Genomic DNA, 18,837 nt, shown 5'->3' with positions numbered 1-18,837 from the left:
CGGTTGCACCCCTCCGCCGGGATGGCCGGGCTGACCGGGACCGCCGACGTGGACCGCCGTTCAGACCGGGCGGAGAGGCCGACTGTACGGCTCGGAAGAAGCCGCCGAGGCGCCTTCGGCGGGTTCGCGGGGTGCCGGAGCCGCTCGGCCGGGCGATCGTTCGGAGGTCACGGCAGTGGCCGTGCCGCAGGGCCCGGCCGGGCGGTGACGTCGGAGGGGGTCAGGGCGGAATGGTCCTCGGCGCACTCGACGACGACCCGTACCGGGGCCCCGCACTCGCTGTGCCGGATCTCCAGGACCGACCCCTCCGGTTCGCCGTCGTACGTCTCGCCCCACTGCCGCAGCGCCACGAGGACGGGCCACAGGTCCCAGCCCTTGCGGGTCAGGCGGTACTCGTGGCGCACGCGACTGCCCGGCTCCTGATACGGCACGGCCTTCAGAATGCCGGCCGCCGTCAACGTCCGGAGCCGGTTGCTGAGCACGGCCTCCGACAGGCCGATGTGGCGCCGGAACTCGTCGAAGCGGCGCACCCCGTTGCTGGCGTCCCGAAGGATCAACAGCGTCCACTTCTCGCCGACCACGTCGAGCGTGCGCTGAACCGGGCAGTTCTCCGTGCTCACCTCAAGCCACGTCATGCCGTCATCGTAGGCGCCTGGCTTCACCATTGACAGTCAGGTGACGCCACGACTAGCTTCGTTTCACGAAGCCAGACCGGGAGGTACAGGAACGTGGGACGAACGCGTACGTACGAGTGGGAGGATCCCGCGATCTCGGCAGCCGTCGCCGGCCGCACCTCTGGCCTGGACATGATGCGCGACCTGCTCGCGCGACGCCTGCCCGGACCGCCCGTCGCGGCCACCCTGGACTTCGCCCTCGAAGAAGTGGAGGAGGGCCGCGCGGTCTTCTCGCTGCTGCCCGGGGAGGAGCACTACAACCCGATCGGCAGCGTGCACGGCGGGGTCTACGCCACCCTGCTCGACTCCGCCGCTGGCTGCGCCGTCCACTCCACGCTGCCGCCGGGCATGGGCTACACCTCACTCGATCTGACCGTGAAGTTCCTCCGGCGGATCACGGTGGACACCGGCAAGGTCCGCGCCATCGGCACCGTCATCAGCCGGGGACGTCAAACCGCCCTCGCCCAGGCCCAACTGCTCGACGGCGCCGACCGCCTGCTCGCCCACGCCACCAGCAGCTGCATGCTCATTCCGGTACCCTCGCCCTGATCCGCGAGGCGTTCCCACGGCTCACAGCAGAGCCGGCAGGAGTCACGGGCATGGCGGACCGCGCGCCGCGGCAGCGCGTCGCACCACGTGGTCCCGGTCCGGCCGTCCCGGCACGACATCTCCCGCGAAGCGTCACGGCTTTCCGGCACTCGGCCCCCACGGGCGGGAGAATCAAGGAATGAGCATGCCGCCAGCGTCCCCCAACCTGTCCGGCCGGACCGAGTGCGGCAACGACATGCGCACCCCCCTGCGCGACTTCCTCAGAACCGAGACGGGCAGCGCCCTCATCCTTCTCCTCGCCGCGATCACCGCCCTGGCCTGGGCGAACCTCGGCCCGCACGCGTACGAGGAGTTCTGGCACACCCACCTGTCGGTGAGCCTGGGCTCCGCGGGGGTCTCCCTGGACCTGCGTGAATGGGTCAACAGCGGCCTCATGACACTGTTCTTCTTCGTCGTCGGCCTCGAGGCCCGGCGCGAGTTCGACATGGGCGAACTGCGCGAACGCAGCCGTGTCACCCTCCCGCTGCTGGCCGGCATCAGTGGAATGGTCGTTCCGGTCGCCGTCTACCTCGCCGTCAACGCCGGGCACTCCTCCCTGCACGGCTGGGGGGTGGCGATGTCGACGGACACCGCCTTCGCCCTGGGCATGCTGGCACTGCTCGGCAACCGTCTTCCCGGCGGGCTGCGCATCTTCATCCTCACCGTGGCCGTGGTCGACGACTTCGTGGCCCTGGTCGTCATCGCCGTCGCCTACAGCGGCCACATCCAGTGGCCGGCCCTCCTGGCGGCGCTCGGGCTGTTCGGCCTGATCCTCCTGGTGCGCGCGACGGGAGTCCGGCGAGGCGCGGTCTACGGGCTGCTGGCCACGGCAACCTGGGTGGCCTTGCTGGAGTCCGGCGTGGACCCGGTGGTCGTCGGCCTGGCCATGGGCCTGCTCACCTACGCCTACCCGGCCAGCCGCAGCGACCTCGAGCGCGCGAGCGGCCTGTTCCGTCTCTTCCGGGAACAGCCGACGCCCGAACTCGAACGCGAGGTGCGGCTCGGACTCGCCTCCGCGCTGTCCCCGAACGAGCGGCTGCAACGCCTGTACCACCCCTGGACCAGCTTCGTCATCGTGCCGCTGTTCGCCCTCGCCAACGCCGGCATCACGGTCAGCGCCGGCCAGCTCGCCGACGCCTTCGCCTCGCCCATCACCCTCGGCATTCTCCTCGGCTACGTGCTCGGCAAACCGGTGGGCATCTTCGGCGTCTCCTGGCTGGTCTCACGGCTCAGCCGCGGCCGTCTGCACCCACCGGTCGGGTGGGGAGCGACACTCGCCGGCGGATCCATCGCCGGAGTCGGGTTCACCGTGTCCCTCCTCATCGGAACGCTCGCCTTCTCCGGGGAACAACTCGCCCAGGCCAAGGTGGGCATCCTGAGCGCCGTGGTGTGCTCGTTCGCCATGACCTGGGCCGTCACCTGGGTCATCGGGCTCCTTCCCGGACGCTCGCGCAGCCGCGCCCTGCTCGGCACCGGGGAGTGGATCATCGACCTGGCCGTGCCGGTCGACAACGAGCGGGACCACATCCGCGGACCGCTCGACGCCCCCGTGACGGTCGTCGAGTACGGCGACTTCGAATGCCCCTACTGCGGGCTCGCGGAACCCGTCGTCCGCGAACTGCTCGCCGACTTCGGAGACGTCCGCTACGTCTGGAGGCACCTACCCCTCGAAGACGTCCACCCCCACGCCCAACTCGCCGCCGAGGCCGCCGAAGCGGCAGCCGACCAGGGCAGGTACTGGGACATGCACGACCTGCTGATGACCCACCAGGGCGACCTCACGGCCATCGACCTCATCCGCTATGCCGGGCAACTGGGACTCGACACCGACCGGTTCCGCAAAGCCCTGCGCGAGCACACCGGCGCCTCGCGCGTCGCCGAGGACGTGGAGTCCGCCGACCTCAGCGGTGTCTCCGGAACACCGACGTTCTTCGTCAACGGACGCCGGCATCACGGGGCGTACGACATCGAAAGCCTCTCCGCGGCCGTACGAGCCGCGAAGGAACGGGCCGCGCTCACCTGACGCGAGCCCGCCTCCCGCGCTGCGGGCGGGCGAGCTGGGGGCCGACGGATGGAGTTGGCCGAGCCACGAATATCCATTGGACATGCCCCCGGCGCGGCGGCGACCGTTGGCGGAATGGAACAGGACGAGATCTGGGACACCGAGGCCGCGCAGCGCTACGACACGCCCGGGTCCGGCATGTTCGAACCCGCGGTCCTGGAACCGGCAGTGGACCGCCTCGCCCAACTCGCTGGCGACGGAGCGGCGTTGGAGTTCGCCATCGGTACCGGCCGGGTGGCGGTTCCGCTCGCCGCGCGAGGAGTCCCGGTCACCGGTGTCGAGTTGTCACTGCCGATGGTGGAGCAACTGCGCACCAAGGCCGACGAGGCGACGATCCCGGTGGTCATCGGTGACATGGCGACGACGGTCGCACCCGGCCGGTTCAGCCTCGTCTACCTCGTGTACAACACGATCTCGAACCTGCTCACCCAGGCCGAGCAGGTCGAGTGCTTCCGCAACGCCGCCCGTCATCTCGCGCCCGGTGGCCGGTTCGTGATCGAGCTCTGGGTGCCTGAGCTGCGCAAGCTGCCACCGGGCCAGACCGCCACCGTCTGGCAGTCCGACCCCGGCTACATCGGCCTGGACACCTATGACGTCCTGCGCCAGCAGGTCGTGTCGCACCACATCCGTTTCGGCGAGACCAGACAGGCACGGCTGACGCGCAGCCCGCACCGCTACATCTGGCCCGCCGAACTCGATCTCATGGCGCAGCTGGCCGGACTCGACCTGGAAACCCGGCATGCGGACTGGACCGGTGCCGAGTTCACCGCCGAGTCGCGGTCCCACGTCTCCGTGTACCGATCCGAACCCGCACGCTGATCCCCGGCGCTCGAAGGCACTTGTCGGCCTCGTGGCGACGGCCCGCCGCCTCCTCAGCCGGTTGATCCCGGACTTCACCGCGTGGCGCCGTCCAGCGTCGACACGAACGTCCCCAGACGTGCGATGCCCTCTCGCAGGTCCTCCGCCGACGCCGCGTACGACAGGCGGACGTGGGTCTCCGCCGTGGCCGCCCCGAAGTCCCTGCCCGGGGTGAGAGCGACGTGCGCCTCCCGCAGGGCCCGGCCGCAGAACTCCCACGAGGTGAGGCCGGTGCCGCTGACGTCGAAGTAGACGTAGAACGCGCCGTCGGGCGGGACGGGGACCGGCAGGCCGATCCGCTCCAGGCCGGCCAGGACGAGCGCGCGGCGCTCGGCGAACTCGGCGCGGCGGGCCTCGCAGACGGCGAGGGAGTCGGGGGTGAAGCAGGCCAGGGCGGCCTGCTGGGCGGGCGCGGAGGCACAGAGGAAATAGTTCTGGGCCAGCCGTTCCAGGGCCGGTACGAGGGCTTCGGGGACGACGCACCAGCCGAGCCGCCAGCCGGTCATGCCGAAGTACTTCGAGAAGCTGTTGACGACGACGGCGTCGGGGTCGTGCGAGAGGGCGCTGCGCGGGGGCCGGCCGGCGGCGTCGGGGTCGCTGAGATCGAGATAGATCTCGTCCACCAGACGCCAGGCCTCGCGCTCGCGGGCGAGAGCGCACAGGGCGGCCAGCTCGGCCGCCGGCACCGAGGTACCCGTCGGATTGGAGGGAGTGGCGATCATGAGGCCGCGTGTGCGGTCCGTCCAGGACGTGCGTACGGCGGCCGTGTCCAGCTGGTATCGGGACGCGGCGGTGGTGGGGACCAGGGTGACGCGGGCGCCGAAGCTCTCGACGATCTGCCGGTTGCACGGGTACGACGGGTCCGCGATGAGCACCTCGTCACCGGGGTCGACCAGCGCGGCGGTGGCCAGCACGAGCGCGGCGGAGGCGCCTGCGGTCACGACCACCCGGGCCGGATCGACCTCGACGCGGTGCCGGTCCGCGTAGAAGCCCGCGATCGCCTGTCGCAGGGCGGGCAGGCCGAGCGCCGCCGTGTAGGTGAGGGGCCTGCCGTCCATGGCTTCGCGCATCGCCGTGAGGACGGCCGGGGGTGCCCCGAAGTCGGGTTCGCCCAGGCTGAGTTTGGCGACGTGCTGCCCCTGGGTCTCCAGGGCGGCGGCCTGCTTGCCGAACTCCATGGCGTAGAAGGGCGCGATGGACTGGGCGCGCTGCGAGATCCTCATGCCACGACATTGTCCGGTAGGGACCGTGGAGGCCGAGGGCCCGGGGCCGGACCGTCGCATTCCGCGTCAGCGAGTGCCTGCGGGTCGGGCACCCGCTGTACGGCGCCCTGCCGGCCGGACCGGCGGTGCGGGCCGGGCGGTGCCGGCCGGGCTCAGTCCTGGCCCTGTGCCCGGCCGATGTTCACCATCCACGGGATGCCGAACCGGTCCGTGCACATGCCGAACACGTCGCCCCACATCTGCTTCTCCAACGGGACGGACACCGAGCCGCCGGCGGACAGCTTCTCCCAGTAGCCGCGCAGCTCGGCGTCGTCGTCGCCGCTCAGGCTCACGGCGAAGCTGTTGCCGGGGTTGTGCTCCATGTCCGGCGGGACGTCGGCGCCCATCAGGGTGAAGCCGTTCGGCGCCTCCAGCATGCCGTGCATGATCCGGTCGGCGACCGGTGAGTCCGGCTGGCCGAACTCCCCGTAGGTGTTGAGTCTCAGCGTGCCGCCGAAGATCTCCCGGTAGAGCTCCATCGCCGCCCGGGCGTCGCCGTCGAAGCTGAGGTACGGGTTGAGTCGCGAGGCCATCGAGGTTCCCTTCGCGGTGTTCGGGTCAGTGCTGCGGAGACTATCCGGGGGCACTGACAACGGCATGCCGAGAAGGGAGGGGCGGCTCGTGGCGTTCGCGACGGGGCAGGTCAGGGACGGGGCGGGAGCCAGCCCTGCTGGACGGCGCGGACACCGGCCTCGAAGCGGCTGCGGGCGCCGAGGCGTTCCATCAGCTCGGAGGCGATCCGCCGGGCCGTGCGGTGCGACACCCCGAGCCGCTTGGCGATCGTCTCGTCCGTGTGCCCCTCCGCCAGCAGGCGCAGGGCGGTCGCCTGCTGGCCGGTGAGCCCGTTCGGGTCGGTGGGGACGCCCTCGCCCAGCGGCTGCGCGGTCTCCCACGTGGTCTCGAAGAGCGCGTACAGCGCGGTGAGCGTTCCCTGCCCGGTCAGCAGGACCGCTCCGGCGGCCGTGTCGTCGCTGCTCACCGAGATCATGGCGGTCCGCCGGTCCATGAGGATCATCCTCGTCGGCAGGGACGGCACCGTACGGACGAGGCCACCCAGCCGGGCCAGCCAGTCGGCGTGCTCGACGGTGGGCCGGTTGCTGCGGACACTGTCGAGGTAGATCGTCCGCATGCGCACCCCGCGGCTCAGCAGATCCTGGTTGAGAGGCCGGGACGCGGCCATGTTCTCCCTGGTCTGCGGTCCGCCCGGGGCGAAGGTCAGGAACTCCTCGGTCACCTCCCGGGTCAGCACGGCCAGCCGGTCGCGTACCTGGTCGAGGCCGACCAGCTGTTCCACGCCCGGATGGCTGGTGGCCGGACGGAGCTCGGCGTACTCGGAGATGAGCTGGGCCGCGGCCGCCCGCGAGGCTTCGAGGCGCTGTCGTTGGGCCGCCAGCTGGGCCTGCTGCCGGGCCATGAGGATCTCCATCCCGATGTCGGGGGAGACCGCGCGCAGCCTGCCCGCGTCCCCCGCGGCGGGGCGTACCAGGGCCAGCTCGCTCAGCGTGTCGAGGGCGTCGCGCACCTCCTCCCCGGACAGCCCCACGGAGTCTGCGAGGGCGGCGACTCCGGCCGCCGGCTGTCTGAGCATGGCGCGGTACACGGTCTCCGCGACAGAGTCGAGTCCGAGAGCGGTCAGCATGTGTCTCCCCGTTGTCCCCGTTGTTCTTCACACGATGTCTGCCGTGCTCCGATGATCTTCGCAGAGGGTGAGGGATCGTCACAGGGCAGGGACTCAATGGGCCGTGGCCGCAACCGTCCATGTGTGGACCGGGGTTGCTGACAGCATCCGTTGAGACGCTGGAGCGCATGTACCTCGTCCACGCGCATCTGGAACTGCCCACGGGTGAACAACTGCCCGCGAACATCAGGGCCGTGGTGCGATCCGCCATCGTGCCCGGCGACCGTGTCGAGCATGTCGCCGTACATCCCCGCTCCGCGTCCGGGCTCACCCTCGGCTTCTATCTGCTGGCCGGTGTGCTGGAGGAGGCGGAGGAGCGGGCCGTCCAGGTCTGCGGCCGACTGCTGCGCGAGGTACCGCAGTTGGGTGCGGCGAGCATGACCTCGGCGGGCGTGCCGCTGCTGCCGCCGGCCTTCCTGCCCCAACCGGTGGACTGACGCGGCGTCGGGTGGACCGACGCGGCCCGCGTGGACGCATCAGTCCAAGGCCCTTTCCGTCCAGCCGTGAACCCTTCTCACGGGCCTGAGCTGCGACGAAGCTACTGAGCACCGGCCACACCGAGCGTCACCGCGGAACGCGAGGAAAACCGGACACCGCACTTCAGCCCGGAAGGAACGGAAACAGCCATGCTGCGCACTCGTCTCGCCAAGGCCGCCGCGGTCGCCTCTCTTCTCGTCACCTCCCTCGCCGCCCCGGCCCTCGTGTCCCCTTCCGAGACGGACGGGCCGGCGGTCTCTTCCTCCGTTCTGGCCGACGCCGGCTGGCAGGTCGCCCCGGCCGACGCCGGCTGGCAGGTCGCCCCGGCGGACGCCGGCTGGCAGTAGCCCGCCCGCCGCCACGCACGGGTCACCGACGACGTTTTCCGGAGCCTGTCCGCGCTGCCCGTCTGCCCTTCCCCATGCCTGTCTGCTTTCCCACCGCCTGTCCGATCGCCACTGTCCCGGGGGGACCAAGAAGTGAAGAACATCCGTAAGAACGGCCGCAGAGCAGCAGGCCTGCTGACCGCCGGCGTGCTGACCACCGGACTCCTCGCGGTGACGGCCCCCACCGCCGAAGCGGCCACCACCTGCTCGGGCGGCGTCAACATCTACGGCGTCCTCGACGACGGCAGGCTGACCTTCAGCAGCATCAACCCCGCCACCGGAAACCTCGCCAAGGTGCTCGTCGGCCCGGACCTCGGCTTCGAGCCGAAGGCCATGGCGACGCTCAACTTCAACACCGTGCTGGTCACGTCGACCTCCGGTGCCCTCTACCGCGTCGACGTCAAGACCAACAGCAGCAACCTCGCCCTGCTGAACGCACCGGTGAAGATAGCCGACAGCGGCTGGACCCACGACAAGCTGACCTACGACGGTCACGGCCACCTCTACGGCACCACTGCCGCTGGCCTGCTGCTGCGCTACAACGTGACCGAGGACAAGCCCGCCGGCTCCCAGCACATCGGCGTGCGCACCGAGATCGACACCGGGTTCGTCCTCAAGACCCTCACAGCCACCGGCGACGACCGGCTCGGGGCCACCACGGAGGACGGGCGGCTGCTCGACTACACGATCTCCGGCGCGGGCTCCTGGAAGGCCAACTCCCTGAAGTCCTCCGGCTGGTCGGGCTTCAACCAGATGGTCTCGCCCGGCGGCGGCCTCTACTACGGGCGCCTCGCGACCGGTGCCATGTACTGGTACAAGGACGCCAACCCGACCGACGGCTCCGGCTCCGACATCTCGTACCACCTGGACGATCCGGTCAACACGAGCGGCTGGACGCAGAAGCTGCTGTCCGCCCAGCCGGGCACCTACACGTGCACCACCACCACGGACACGGTCGACCGCGACAACATCACCGAGGTCAAGGCCGCAGGCCGGCAGATGATGAACAACAAGGACGCGTCCTGGGCCACCTCCGCGCAGTGGGCCTGCCTGGAGACTCTCTGGGACCACGAGAGCAACTGGCGCTGGAACGCGACCAACCCGTCCTCCGGCGCCTACGGAATCCCGCAGTCGCTGCCCGCCTCCAAGATGGACGTCGCGGGCGACGACTGGAAGGAGAATCCCCTCACCCAGATCAAGTGGGGGCTGAGCTACATCGACGGCCGCTACGGCTCCCCGTGCGACGCGTGGAACTTCTGGCAGGCGAACAACTGGTACTGACGCCGCGGCGAAGGTGCGACGGGCGGTGCCCCCTCGGTTCGAGGGGGCACCGCCCGTTTCGGCGTGTTCGGGGTTCTCAGATGGGGAGGCATTCGGTCTTCGGGGAGTTCATGGAGTTCGCCACGCCGTTGACGGTGAGGCGCACGGCACCGCCGTAGACCTGCTCCTCGGGGTCGGGGATCCCGGCCCCGTACTGACAGTCCGGCACGTGTGCGGTCGTACCGAAGCAGCCCCGCCGCTGGCCGGCCGGCAGGGTGTACGTCGAACAGCTCGCGTCGGCGGCGAAGTCGGAGGTGACGGTGCCCGAGATCGTCACGTCGGAGCCCGAGTTGTTGACGACCACCAGGACCGTCTGCGCGTCGTCGCCCGCGTTGCGCACCAGGCAGGCCTGGAAGCCGACACCGGCCTTGGCCGAGTGGACGACGGTGGGGGCGCAGCTCCAGTTGGAGTTGGTGGAGACCGTCTGCCAGGTGGGAGCGGCCCCGGCCGGCGCGGCGGCCAGGAGCACGCTGCCGACGACGCCGGCAGTGGTGGTGAGGATTCTGGTAGTGGTCTTCCGCACGGTGGGGCGCTCCCTTGGTCATGGGGGTCTGGTGTCACGGGGGTCCGGTGACTGAACGGACGTTAAGTGATCTTGGTAGGGGGACGACAGGATTCCGCGGTGGCCGTTTTGGGACAGCCGTCGGAACGCCGGAGGGCCCCGCCGTACGGCGGGGCCCTGAGGGTGTGGGGCGGTGGGTCAGGCGATCTTGTCGTAGCGCAGGGCGACGTACGACGAGGCCGGGTGGCTGTCGATGGTGCCGCTGTAGACGTTGGCGACCGAGTAGTTCATGTCGGAGCTCGGGCTGCCCTCGGAGTAGTAGTAGAAGGTGCCCGCGTCCTGGTCCTTCCAGCCCGCGAAGAGGACCACGTGCCCCTCGCCGCTGGAGTTGAGCGCGTCACCGGGCCGGAGGTCGGCCTTGGAGATCTGCGTTCCCGCGCTGGGCAGGCTCGACGTCGTGAGCGAGGTGGTGAGGTGCCAGGCCATGGAGACGAAGCCGGAGCAGTCGGTGCGGTAGGAGTGGTCGCCGTCGACGTCGCCGGCGTAGGCGCTCTGGCTGTACTGGACGTTGCGGTTGTACCAGTCCTTGGCCCGGGCCATGACCTCGTTGCGGTAGATCGTGCCGCCCTGCACGGACTTCGGCGGGGCCGGGGCCACGTAGGCGCAGTTGTCCGCGTAGGCCGACAGCAGGCTCTGGGTCCAGCCGGACGCGTCCACCGGGTCGCTGGGGTGGTACGCGATGTCGCTGCCGTCACCGTCGGTCGGGTCCGAGTCGTGGTACCAGTACATGCCGCCGTTGGTACGGCCGTAGTAGAGGCCGCCGCCGGGGGAGGAGAGCGAGTCCACCGACGACCAGCCGCTCGACTTCAGGACCGATCGGTCCCAGTCGTTCACGCCGTTGATCTTGTAGCTGAGCAGGCGGCCGTCGGAGGTCGAGGCGACGATGCGGTCGTCTCCCGCGGCGGCCAGCGTCTTGAGCACGAACCCGGTGTCGATGACCACGTGCTGGCCGATGTGCGCCGAACCCGAGGGCTTCGCCTGCGACACGAGGTACTGGTGCAACTGGCCCTCGACCGTGCCGTAGAGGTGACCGGCACCGTCGTAGACCATCTTGTCGAAGGTCCAGCCGCCGTCCCAGATCTTGGTGACACCCGCGAGCGTCAGCGAGGTGTTGTTCGTCTGGACATCCACCCGGTAGAGGTCGCCGGCGGTTGAGGTGACCAGCACCGTGTTGAAGTTGAGGGTCGCCATGGCCTTCGGGGTGAACCCGAGGCCTGGGCCGACGAGCGTCTTGGCGCGATCGCCGGTGTTCGGCTCGATCTGGGTGTACGTCAGCCGGCCGTCCGACAGCGTGCCGTAGATCGACACGTCACCGGTGCACGAGGCGACGGCCTGCGCGGCCCCGCCGGTGACGGTCACCAGTCCGAGGGACATCGCGCCGACGGCCAGGGCGGCGGAGGTACGGCGGATGACGTTGCTCAGCTTCATGAAGGTGCTCCTGCGGTTGAGAAGTCGAGCGGGCGAAGCCACGTTCCGGCCTGGACAGCTGCCCTGCAGGTACAGCTGTGAAGGTTGTCGAAGGTGTGGCGCCCGGTGGCAGGAACTACTTTCGTCGCAGGTCACAGGGGTGGGAAGAGAGATCGTCTGGACGCAACCGTCCCTGGCCGGTTGCGTCCTGACGGGGAGTAGGTCGGGCCCGGCGCGGCAGCCGGACCTCCTGACGCGTGCCCCGCCTTCGCCGCGCCCCGCGGACATGCGGCAGGCTGGGACGGTGAGCAACCTCAACGACTCCCCGGGCTCCTACGGCTCCCTCTTCGTCAAGATCTGCGGTCTGAAGACGGAGCGGGACGTCGACACCGCCGTGGCCGCCGGCGCCGACGCCGTCGGGTTCGTCTTCTCGGCCAGCCCGCGCCGTATCGACGCCACCACGGCCGCACGGCTGTGCCGCCGTGTGCCGGAGCACGTCCTGACGGTCGGCGTCTTCCGCGACGAGCCCCTGCGGGACGTACGGTCCCTGGCCACCGCCGTGGGCATCCGCGCCGTCCAGCTGCACGGGCCGGAGGACCGTGGCTACTACGACGACCTGGCGGCGGGCGGATGGACACTGATCCGCGCCACGGCGTTCGGTGAATCCGTGCCGCGCTGCGGGGAGTTGGGCGAGGACATGCTGCTGCTCGACGCGCCCGTCCCTGGCTCCGGCGTCGCCTGGGACTGGTCGAGGAAGCCCAGGTCCCATCTGATGTCGCATACGAAGTCGTCTGCCGGTGCTGATTCTGACGCCGGTTCCGGTTCCGGTTCCGGTTCCGCTTCGGGCTCCGGTGAGAAGTGGCTGCTGGCCGGCGGGCTCACCCCGGACAACGTCCGGGAAGCCGTCGCCGCCACCCGCCCCTGGGGAGTCGACGTGTCCAGCGGTGTGGAGCGGAGCCGGGGCGTCAAGGACCCCGCTCTGATCACCGCGTTCGTCGAGGCCAGCCGTAAGACGTCCTGAAGGGGCCGGGTGCGCCGGTGATGGGCCGTCCTCACGTGACGGGACTCCGGGCATCACGGCAGAGGCCATATTCGGTTGTTCCGACGAACCGATCCGCTCTACGGTGGGACCACTTCGACGAGACGTTCCCCAGAAGCACGCCGCAGGGCGGGAGCGTCCCACCTCGCTGAGGTGCCGGAGGGGCGGCAGCTGTATTCGTCGACCCTTCCTTCGGAGGTCTCTGTCATGAACGTCGGAATCGGCCTGCCCATCGGCGACCCGGCCCGCCTGCTCACCTGGGCCCAGCGCGCCGACGCCGGGCCCTTCAGTACGCTCGGACTGCTCGACCGGCTCGTCTACGACAACCCGGAGCCCCTCGTCGCGCTCGCCGTCCTCGCCGGCGCGACCTCCCGCATTCGCGTCCAGACCGAGGTGCTTCTCGCCCCGCTGCGCGACACCGCCCTCCTCGCCAAACAGGCCGCCACCCTGGACCGGATGACCGGTGGCCGTCTGGTGCTCGGCCTGGGCATCGGCGGCCGCGACGACGACCACCAGGTCACGGGCGTCGACCTGCGCACGCGAGGCCGACGCCTCGACGAGCAGATGGCGGTGATGCGCCGCCTGTGGTCCGGTGAGCCGTACAGCGACGACGTCGGCACGATCGGCCCCGCGCCCTCCCGGCCCGGCGGCCCCGAAGTCCTCTTCGGGGGCTTCAAGCCCGCCGCACTCGAGCGCGTCGCACGCTGGGGGGACGGCTACCTCGCCGCGGCGGCGCCCTCCTGGGCGGGCGGCCTGTTCGACACCGTCCGCGCCTACTGGAAGGAGTACGGCCGGGACGGCGAACCGCGCATCGTCGCCCAGGTCAACATCGCGCTCGGCCCTCAGCACGTGATCGACGACGCCCGGGCCGCCATGCACGCGTACTACAGCTTCACCGGCATGGCCGACCGGATGGTCGCCGGAATGCTCACCACCCCCACCGGGATCCGCGAGGCGATCTCCGGCTTCGCGGACCTCGGCGCGGACGAGGTCATGTTCTACTGCTACGGCCTCGACCCGAACCAGGTGGACCGCCTCGCCGACGTTGTGTGAGCGGCCGTAGGAGGTGGGGGCCGGAGTGCCGGCCCCCACCGGGGGCGGACTTCAGCGGCTGTCCTCGTGCGGGCGGCGCAGTCCCGCGACGAGGAGCTCGACCAGTCGACGCGCGTCGTAGCGGGGGTCGCTGTCCGCGCCGACGCAGAGGTTCCCGACGCCGCGCATGAGCTCGTAGGCCTTCAGGTCGGAGCGGATCTCGCCGGAGGCGACCGCGGCGTCGAGGAGTTGGGCGCAGACGGGCACGAGGCGGTCGAGAAAGTAGGCGTGCAGCGTGTCGAAGCCGGTGTTGTCGGACTGCAGCACCCCGGCGAGTCCGTGCTTGGTGACCAGGAAATCGACGAAGAGGTCGATCCACTGCGCGAGTGCGGTGTGCGGTGTCGCGCCGGTCGCCAGCAGGGCCGGACCGGCCTCGGCGCAGGCTTCGACCTGGTGCCGGTAGACGGCGATGATGAGATCCGCCCGCGTGGGGAAGTGGCGGTAGATCGTGCCCGTTCCGACGCCTGCCTTGGCCGCGATATCGCGTACCGGCGCTTCCACGCCGGCCGTGACGAACACCGAGGCGGCCGCGTCGAGCAGGGTCTCCTTGTTGCGCTGGGCGTCCTTCCGCTTGGAACGGGCGGTGCTTCCCGTGCCCTCGTCGCCGTCGTTCATTGCGCCGCTCCTTCCGTCACCGGGCTTGATAAACGGAACATGGTTCCGTATCTTTAACGGAACGAGGTTCCGTTTGCTCATGATGTCAGAGCGGGACCCCGACAACCAAGCCATGCGTCGCCACCATGATTCACCCGCAACGGAGGAACACAGTCATGCAGTACCGCACCCTGGGCCGCACCGGTGTACAGGTCAGCTCTCTCGCGCTCGGCGCGATGAACTTCGGCAGGATCGGACGCACCACCCAGGCCGAGGCCACCGCCATCGTCGACGCCGCTCTCGAAGGCGGGATCAACGTCATCGACACCGCCGACAGGTACAGCGACGGTGAGTCGGAGGAGATGGTCGGCAAGGCCATCGCCGGCCGCCGTGACGACATCGTGCTGGCCACGAAGGCGAGCATGCCGATGGGCGACGAGCGCAACCACCAGGGGAGTTCGCGCCGCTGGCTGGTCACCGAGCTGGACAACAGTCTGCGTCGCCTCGGCGTCGACCACGTGGATCTCTACCAGATCCACCGGTGGGACCCGCGCACCAGCGACGAGGAGACACTGTCGGCCCTGACCGACCTGCAACGCGCGGGAAAGATCCGCTACTTCGGCTCCTCGACCTTCCCCGCCCACCGCATCGTGCAGGCGCAGTGGGCCGCCCGCGAGCACCACCTGAGCCGTTACGTCACCGAACAGCCCAGCTACTCGATCCTGCAGCGCGGGATCGAGACCCATGTCCTGCCCGTGACCGAGGAGTACGGGCTCGGTGTGCTGGTGTGGAGCCCACTGGCCTCGGGCTGGCTGTCGGGCGTGGTCCGCGCGGGCCGGGACATCACCACCAGCCGCTCGGCGTTCATGCCCGAGCGCTTCGACACCGCCCTCCCCGCCAACCGTGCCAGGCTCGACGCCGTCGAGAAGCTGGCGGGAGTCGCCGACCAGGCGGGCCTGACGATGATCCAGCTGGCACTCGGTTTCGTTACCGCGCACCCCGCCGTCACCAGCGCGCTGATCGGCCCCCGTACGACGGACCACCTGCACTCGCAGCTCGCCGCCGCCGACACCGTGCTCTCCGCCGACGTACTCGACGCGATCGACGCGATCGTCGCCCCCGGCACCGACCTCGCCCCAGACGAGAAGTTCGACACTCCGCCCGCGCTGCTCGACCCCTCGCTGCGCCGGCGCTGACGGTCCGAGGCGCGACGCACAGGCGAAGGCGTTCATCCTCCAGCCGGCCGGCGCTCCGGCCGGACTGGCCTGCTCCTCCTCGGACTGCCGGCGCCGTATCCCGACGGCGTCGCACAGTGGGTCGCCGACGAGCTCATCATTACGTCGGCCTGAACATCGCGGCGCCAGGTCCTCAACTCCCTTGCGGCGAGGGCGTTCAGGGAATCCTGGTGGCCTTGTCCGGGAGCGGGGCACCGGCCCGACCTCCCCGGAAGCGGACTGGGATACTTCCGTTCATGGACGCAGGGGGCACAGGAGCCGGGACGCGATCGCAGGTGGCGGTGTCCGCACGGGCCGCGCCGGCGCGCGGTGCGGGCTGGGTGCTCCGTGCTGCCGCGGCAGAAGACCTCGAGGAGCTCGTGGACTTGCGGGCCACGGTCATGCGCCCGGATCTGGAACGCCTCGGGCGCTACGACGAGCACCGGGTGCGGCAGCGGTTGCGGGACGCCTTCTCACCGCGGCACACGTCGATCGTCATGGTCGAAGGCGAACTCGTAGGCTGCGTCGCGGTTCGGCCCGCTGAGAGCCGGCACTGGCTGGAGCACTTCTACCTCGCTCCCCGGCAACAGGGCCGGGGGCTCGGATCCGCCGTCCTGCGCACGGTGCTGGAACGGACCGACGCGCAGGGCCTGACCGTGGGCCTGAACGTCCTGCAGGGCAGTTCCGCCCGCCGACTCTACGAGCGCCACGGATTCGTCGTGGAAGCCCAGGACCCGATCGACGTCTTCATGGTGCGGCCGCCGACGGCCAAGGCGAGCACCGCCGCGAAGGCCTGACCGACGGCGGCGAGAACGGCCTCGATCCGGTCCGCCCGGCGCCCGGCCCGCCGTGCCGAGGTCCGTCCCGAGCCGGTCAGCCCGAACCACCCACTCCGCAGGGCTGTTCGCCACAACCGGAACCATGGCTTCTCACACCAGTGGGGGCCCAATGGAGCGGGAGTGGCGTTCGGTCACTACGATCGGAGCCCAAGACAACCATTCGACCGGCTCGGCAATGAGGGCCGACCGAGGTCGCCGATGCCGGGGTCCGCTCCCCGGGCTGCGGTGATCTTCCTGTCCAGGAGGACCCCCCGCATGTTTCGACGTATTGGGAACACTGTCGTCCGACATCCGGTCTGGACGATCGTGGCATGGCTGATCGCGGCGGTGGCGATCGTCGCCACCGCTCCGGGCCTGCCCTCGAACAGCGACGAGAGCAGTTTCCTGCCCAAGAGTTACGAGTCCATCAAGGCGGCGAGTCTCCAGGAGAAGGCGTTCCCCAGCGCCTTCACCCCGTCCGCCATCGCGCTGTACCAGCGCACCGACGGCGGCAGGCTGACCGCCGCCGACAAGAAGGATGTCGCCCGGATCACCTCCGAGCTGGGCAAGAAGCACATCGACCAGGTGCAGAAGGTCGTCCCCGGCCAGCCGTCCAAGGACGGCAGGTATGCCCTCACCCTGGTCCAGATGGACAGCAAGAACGCCGGCCAGCCCAAACAGGCGGACGCGGCCAAGGTGTTGCGGGAGGACGCCAAGGAGCTGGCCAAGGGCACGCATCTCGACGTCAAACTCGGCGGCTCCGCCGCGCAGGCACTCGACCAGCAGGATTCCTCCAAACGAGGCCAGGCGCTGATCGGCATCGGCACCTTCGTGATCATCCTGCTGACCATGCTGATCATCTTCCGGGCGCCGATCCTGGCCGTACTGCCCCTGGTTCTGATCGGTGTGGTGGCCGCCATCGCCAACGGGCTGATCGCCTACGCCACCAAGCTGTTCGACCTGCAGGCCAACAGTTCGGTCTCGTCGATCCTGATCGTCGTGCTCTTCGGCGTGGGCACGGACTACTTCCTCTTCCTGATGTTCCGCTACCGCGAACGCCTGCGCGCCGGGGACGAGTCCAAGCAGGCGATGATCAACGCGGTCGACCGGGTCGGTGAGGCCATCGCCTCGGCCGCGGGGGCCGTCATCATCGCCTTCCTCGCGCTGGTGCTGTCCACGCTGGGCTTCCTCAAGCAGATGGGTCCGGCACTCGCCATCGCGGTCGGCGTCACCCTGGTGGCGGGTCTGACCCTGGTCCCGGCCGTGGTCTCGCTCATCGGGCCGAAGGTCTTCTGGCCCTCGAAGTCCTGGCAGCGTGAGCCGGAGAACGCCCGGTTCGCCGCCCTCGGCCGTGGCGTGCAGCGCCGCCCGGCGCTGACCGCCGCGGTCTCCGGCCTCGTCCTGATCGCGCTGTCCCTCGGGATCTTCGGCTACAAGGCCACGTTCGACCTGGCGTCGGGCTCCATGCCCAAGACCAAGGAGTCCATGGTCGTCCAGGACGAGATGCAGAAGGCGTACTCGGCGGGCGCCGCCGCACCCACCGACGTCTATCTGTCCAGCACCGACGGCAGCCCGCTGGACAAGGCGGCCTTCGACGCGTACGCGAAGAAACTCGGAGCGGTGGACGGGGTCGCGAGCGCGCGCATGACCCAGCTGAACAAGGACGGCACCACCGCGGACTTCACCGTCACACTCAAGTACGAGGCGTCGACGGACCAGGCGATCGACACCGTGGGCGAGGTGCGCGACGTCGCGCACTCCGACGCACCCGAGGGCACCAAGGCCCTCGTGGGTGGCATGTCCTCGATCTACAAGGACATCGACACCGCGGTCAACCACGACTACCGGACGGTCTTCCCCGTCGCCGCCATCCTGATCATGGTCATCCTGGGGTTGCTGCTGCGCAGTATCGTCGCCCCCTGGTATCTGATGGCCTCGGTGGGCCTCGGCTTCGGCGCGACCCTGGGCGCCACCGTATGGATCTTCCAGGAAGGGCAGGGACACTCGGGTCTGATGTTCATGCTGCCGGTGATCATGTATCTCTTCGTGGTCGCCATCGGCACCGACTACAACATCCTCATGATCGCCCGGCTCCGCGAGGAGGCCCGCGAGGGTCGCGACCCCCGGGAAGCGGCCGGCATGGCGGTGAGGCACGCCGGGCCGACCGTGGCCGCGGCGGGCTTCATCCTCGCGGCGACCTTCGCCACGATGATGCTCGCGGGCAACGCGCTGCTCACGGAGATGGGTTTCGCGGTCTCCTTCGGCATCGCGGTGGCCGCCTTCGTGATGGCCATGTTCTTCACGCCGAGCCTCACCGCGCTGATCGGCCACGCGGCATGGTGGCCGGGGCATGCGGACCGGGCCCGGGAGACGGCATCCGGCGCAGGCGCCGAATCCCTGACCTCCGGGCCGGTCCCCGATGAGGACCGGGACACGGTCGCTCAGGACCGTTCCTAGGGACTGAGCGGGAGTGAGTCCTGTTGCCAGGTCTCATGCTCGGCCGAACGCCCCGGACGGTGTCGGGCACTCCAGCGGCAGCAGCTCCAAACCCCTCGGCCGACGCGGCTAGCGCCCGGTGCGACGGGCGGGTCCGGCGGGCACTCGACCCGCCGGACCCGCCCACCGCTTCGGGGGGCGTCCGCACGAGCGGGCGCCGGCCGCTCCGCCGCCGCCGGGCGCGGAGCCGCGAACCATCGGGAGAGCGTTTCTGAGGTCTGCGGGCAGTGGTCGTAGTCAGTCTCAACCGCCCGTTCGTGGCTGTCGCGGGCGGGACATGGGGAGCGCGGGGAACCGGTGGATGGGGCAA

General features: G+C 70.0%; 18 protein-coding genes. 11 read left to right on the top strand and 7 right to left on the bottom strand.

Annotated elements, in window-relative coordinates; genetic code table 11:
• Window positions 1–167 precede the first annotated feature (167 nt).
• Entirely contained in the window at window positions 168–635 is a 468-nt protein-coding gene (locus tag OG985_RS07430) for a winged helix-turn-helix transcriptional regulator (RefSeq protein ID WP_371667429.1), read from the bottom strand.
• Between the two features lie 93 nt (window positions 636–728).
• Here OG985_RS07430 and OG985_RS07425 point away from each other — a divergent pair, with 93 nt between their 5' ends.
• The 3 genes from OG985_RS07425 to OG985_RS07415 all read left to right on the top strand — a co-directional run bounded on the left by OG985_RS07425 (window position 729) and on the right by OG985_RS07415 (window position 4,143).
• A complete protein-coding gene (locus OG985_RS07425) occupies window positions 729–1,223 on the top strand; it encodes a PaaI family thioesterase (protein WP_371667427.1) in 495 nt (164 codons plus the stop codon).
• A gap of 178 nt (window positions 1,224–1,401) precedes the next feature.
• A complete protein-coding gene (gene nhaA / locus OG985_RS07420) occupies window positions 1,402–3,285 on the top strand; it encodes a Na+/H+ antiporter NhaA (protein ID WP_371667426.1) in 1,884 nt (627 codons plus the stop codon).
• 114 nt (window positions 3,286–3,399) lie between these two features.
• Entirely contained in the window at window positions 3,400–4,143 is a 744-nt protein-coding gene (locus OG985_RS07415) for a class I SAM-dependent methyltransferase (RefSeq protein ID WP_371667425.1), read from the top strand.
• Between the two features lie 74 nt (window positions 4,144–4,217).
• On the opposite strand, the gene OG985_RS07410 is transcribed toward OG985_RS07415, so the two are convergent.
• The 3 genes from OG985_RS07410 to OG985_RS07400 form a co-directional block, all read right to left on the bottom strand.
• Window positions 4,218–5,405 (bottom strand): pyridoxal phosphate-dependent aminotransferase, encoded by a 1,188-nt coding sequence (locus OG985_RS07410; RefSeq protein WP_371667424.1) that lies wholly within the window; start codon window positions 5,403–5,405, stop codon window positions 4,218–4,220.
• A 152-nt stretch (window positions 5,406–5,557) separates the two neighbouring features.
• Entirely contained in the window at window positions 5,558–5,977 is a 420-nt protein-coding gene (locus tag OG985_RS07405) for a VOC family protein (RefSeq protein WP_371667423.1), read from the bottom strand.
• A 110-nt stretch (window positions 5,978–6,087) separates the two neighbouring features.
• Complete coding sequence (locus OG985_RS07400) at window positions 6,088–7,083, bottom strand: LuxR C-terminal-related transcriptional regulator (RefSeq protein ID WP_371667422.1); 996 nt, start codon at window positions 7,081–7,083, stop codon at window positions 6,088–6,090.
• A 167-nt stretch (window positions 7,084–7,250) separates the two neighbouring features.
• Here OG985_RS07400 and OG985_RS07395 point away from each other — a divergent pair, with 167 nt between their 5' ends.
• The 3 genes from OG985_RS07395 (at window position 7,251) to OG985_RS07385 (ending at window position 9,266) form a co-directional block, all read left to right on the top strand.
• Window positions 7,251–7,559 carry a hypothetical protein gene (locus OG985_RS07395; RefSeq protein ID WP_371667421.1) on the top strand — a complete coding sequence of 103 codons (309 nt, stop codon included), beginning with the start codon at window positions 7,251–7,253 and terminating at the stop codon, window positions 7,557–7,559.
• A gap of 189 nt (window positions 7,560–7,748) precedes the next feature.
• Entirely contained in the window at window positions 7,749–7,946 is a 198-nt protein-coding gene (locus OG985_RS07390) for a hypothetical protein (protein WP_371667419.1), read from the top strand.
• Window positions 7,947–8,078: 132 nt separating this feature from the next.
• Entirely contained in the window at window positions 8,079–9,266 is a 1,188-nt protein-coding gene (locus OG985_RS07385; RefSeq protein ID WP_371667418.1) for a tachylectin-related carbohydrate-binding protein, read from the top strand.
• A 76-nt stretch (window positions 9,267–9,342) separates the two neighbouring features.
• On the opposite strand, the gene OG985_RS07380 is transcribed toward OG985_RS07385, so the two are convergent.
• Window positions 9,343–9,828: a hypothetical protein gene (locus OG985_RS07380; RefSeq protein ID WP_371667417.1), complete on the bottom strand. Its 486-nt coding sequence runs from the start codon at window positions 9,826–9,828 to the stop codon at window positions 9,343–9,345.
• A 177-nt stretch (window positions 9,829–10,005) separates the two neighbouring features.
• On the bottom strand, window positions 10,006–11,295 hold the full coding sequence (locus OG985_RS07375) for a hypothetical protein (RefSeq protein WP_371667416.1): 1,290 nt from the start codon (window positions 11,293–11,295) through the stop codon (window positions 10,006–10,008).
• A 265-nt stretch (window positions 11,296–11,560) separates the two neighbouring features.
• On the opposite strand from OG985_RS07375, the gene OG985_RS07370 reads away from it, so the two are divergent.
• Both OG985_RS07370 and OG985_RS07365 read left to right on the top strand, forming a co-directional pair.
• Entirely contained in the window at window positions 11,561–12,295 is a 735-nt protein-coding gene (locus OG985_RS07370; protein WP_371667415.1) for a phosphoribosylanthranilate isomerase, read from the top strand.
• Window positions 12,296–12,520: 225 nt separating this feature from the next.
• Window positions 12,521–13,366, top strand: a complete 846-nt coding sequence (locus tag OG985_RS07365; protein WP_371667414.1) for an LLM class flavin-dependent oxidoreductase — start codon at window positions 12,521–12,523, stop codon at window positions 13,364–13,366.
• A 51-nt stretch (window positions 13,367–13,417) separates the two neighbouring features.
• Here OG985_RS07365 and OG985_RS07360 read toward each other — a convergent pair whose 3' ends face one another.
• On the bottom strand, window positions 13,418–14,020 hold the full coding sequence (locus tag OG985_RS07360; protein ID WP_371667413.1) for a TetR/AcrR family transcriptional regulator: 603 nt from the start codon (window positions 14,018–14,020) through the stop codon (window positions 13,418–13,420).
• 155 nt (window positions 14,021–14,175) lie between these two features.
• Between OG985_RS07360 and OG985_RS07355 the strand changes: the two genes are divergently transcribed.
• The 3 genes from OG985_RS07355 to OG985_RS07345 all read left to right on the top strand — a co-directional run bounded on the left by OG985_RS07355 (window position 14,176) and on the right by OG985_RS07345 (window position 18,488).
• On the top strand, window positions 14,176–15,195 hold the full coding sequence (locus OG985_RS07355; RefSeq protein ID WP_371667412.1) for an aldo/keto reductase: 1,020 nt from the start codon (window positions 14,176–14,178) through the stop codon (window positions 15,193–15,195).
• Between the two features lie 275 nt (window positions 15,196–15,470).
• Complete coding sequence (locus tag OG985_RS07350; protein ID WP_371667411.1) at window positions 15,471–16,010, top strand: GNAT family N-acetyltransferase; 540 nt, start codon at window positions 15,471–15,473, stop codon at window positions 16,008–16,010.
• Window positions 16,011–16,307: 297 nt separating this feature from the next.
• Entirely contained in the window at window positions 16,308–18,488 is a 2,181-nt protein-coding gene (locus OG985_RS07345; protein WP_371667410.1) for an MMPL family transporter, read from the top strand.
• The last annotated feature ends 349 nt before the right edge of the window (window positions 18,489–18,837 follow it).

The organism is Streptomyces sp. NBC_00289 (assembly GCF_041435115.1).
Lineage (GTDB): Bacteria > Actinomycetota > Actinomycetes > Streptomycetales > Streptomycetaceae > Streptomyces.
Note: the sequence above shows the minus strand (reverse complement) of the source record. Positions and strands in the feature narration are given on the sequence as shown.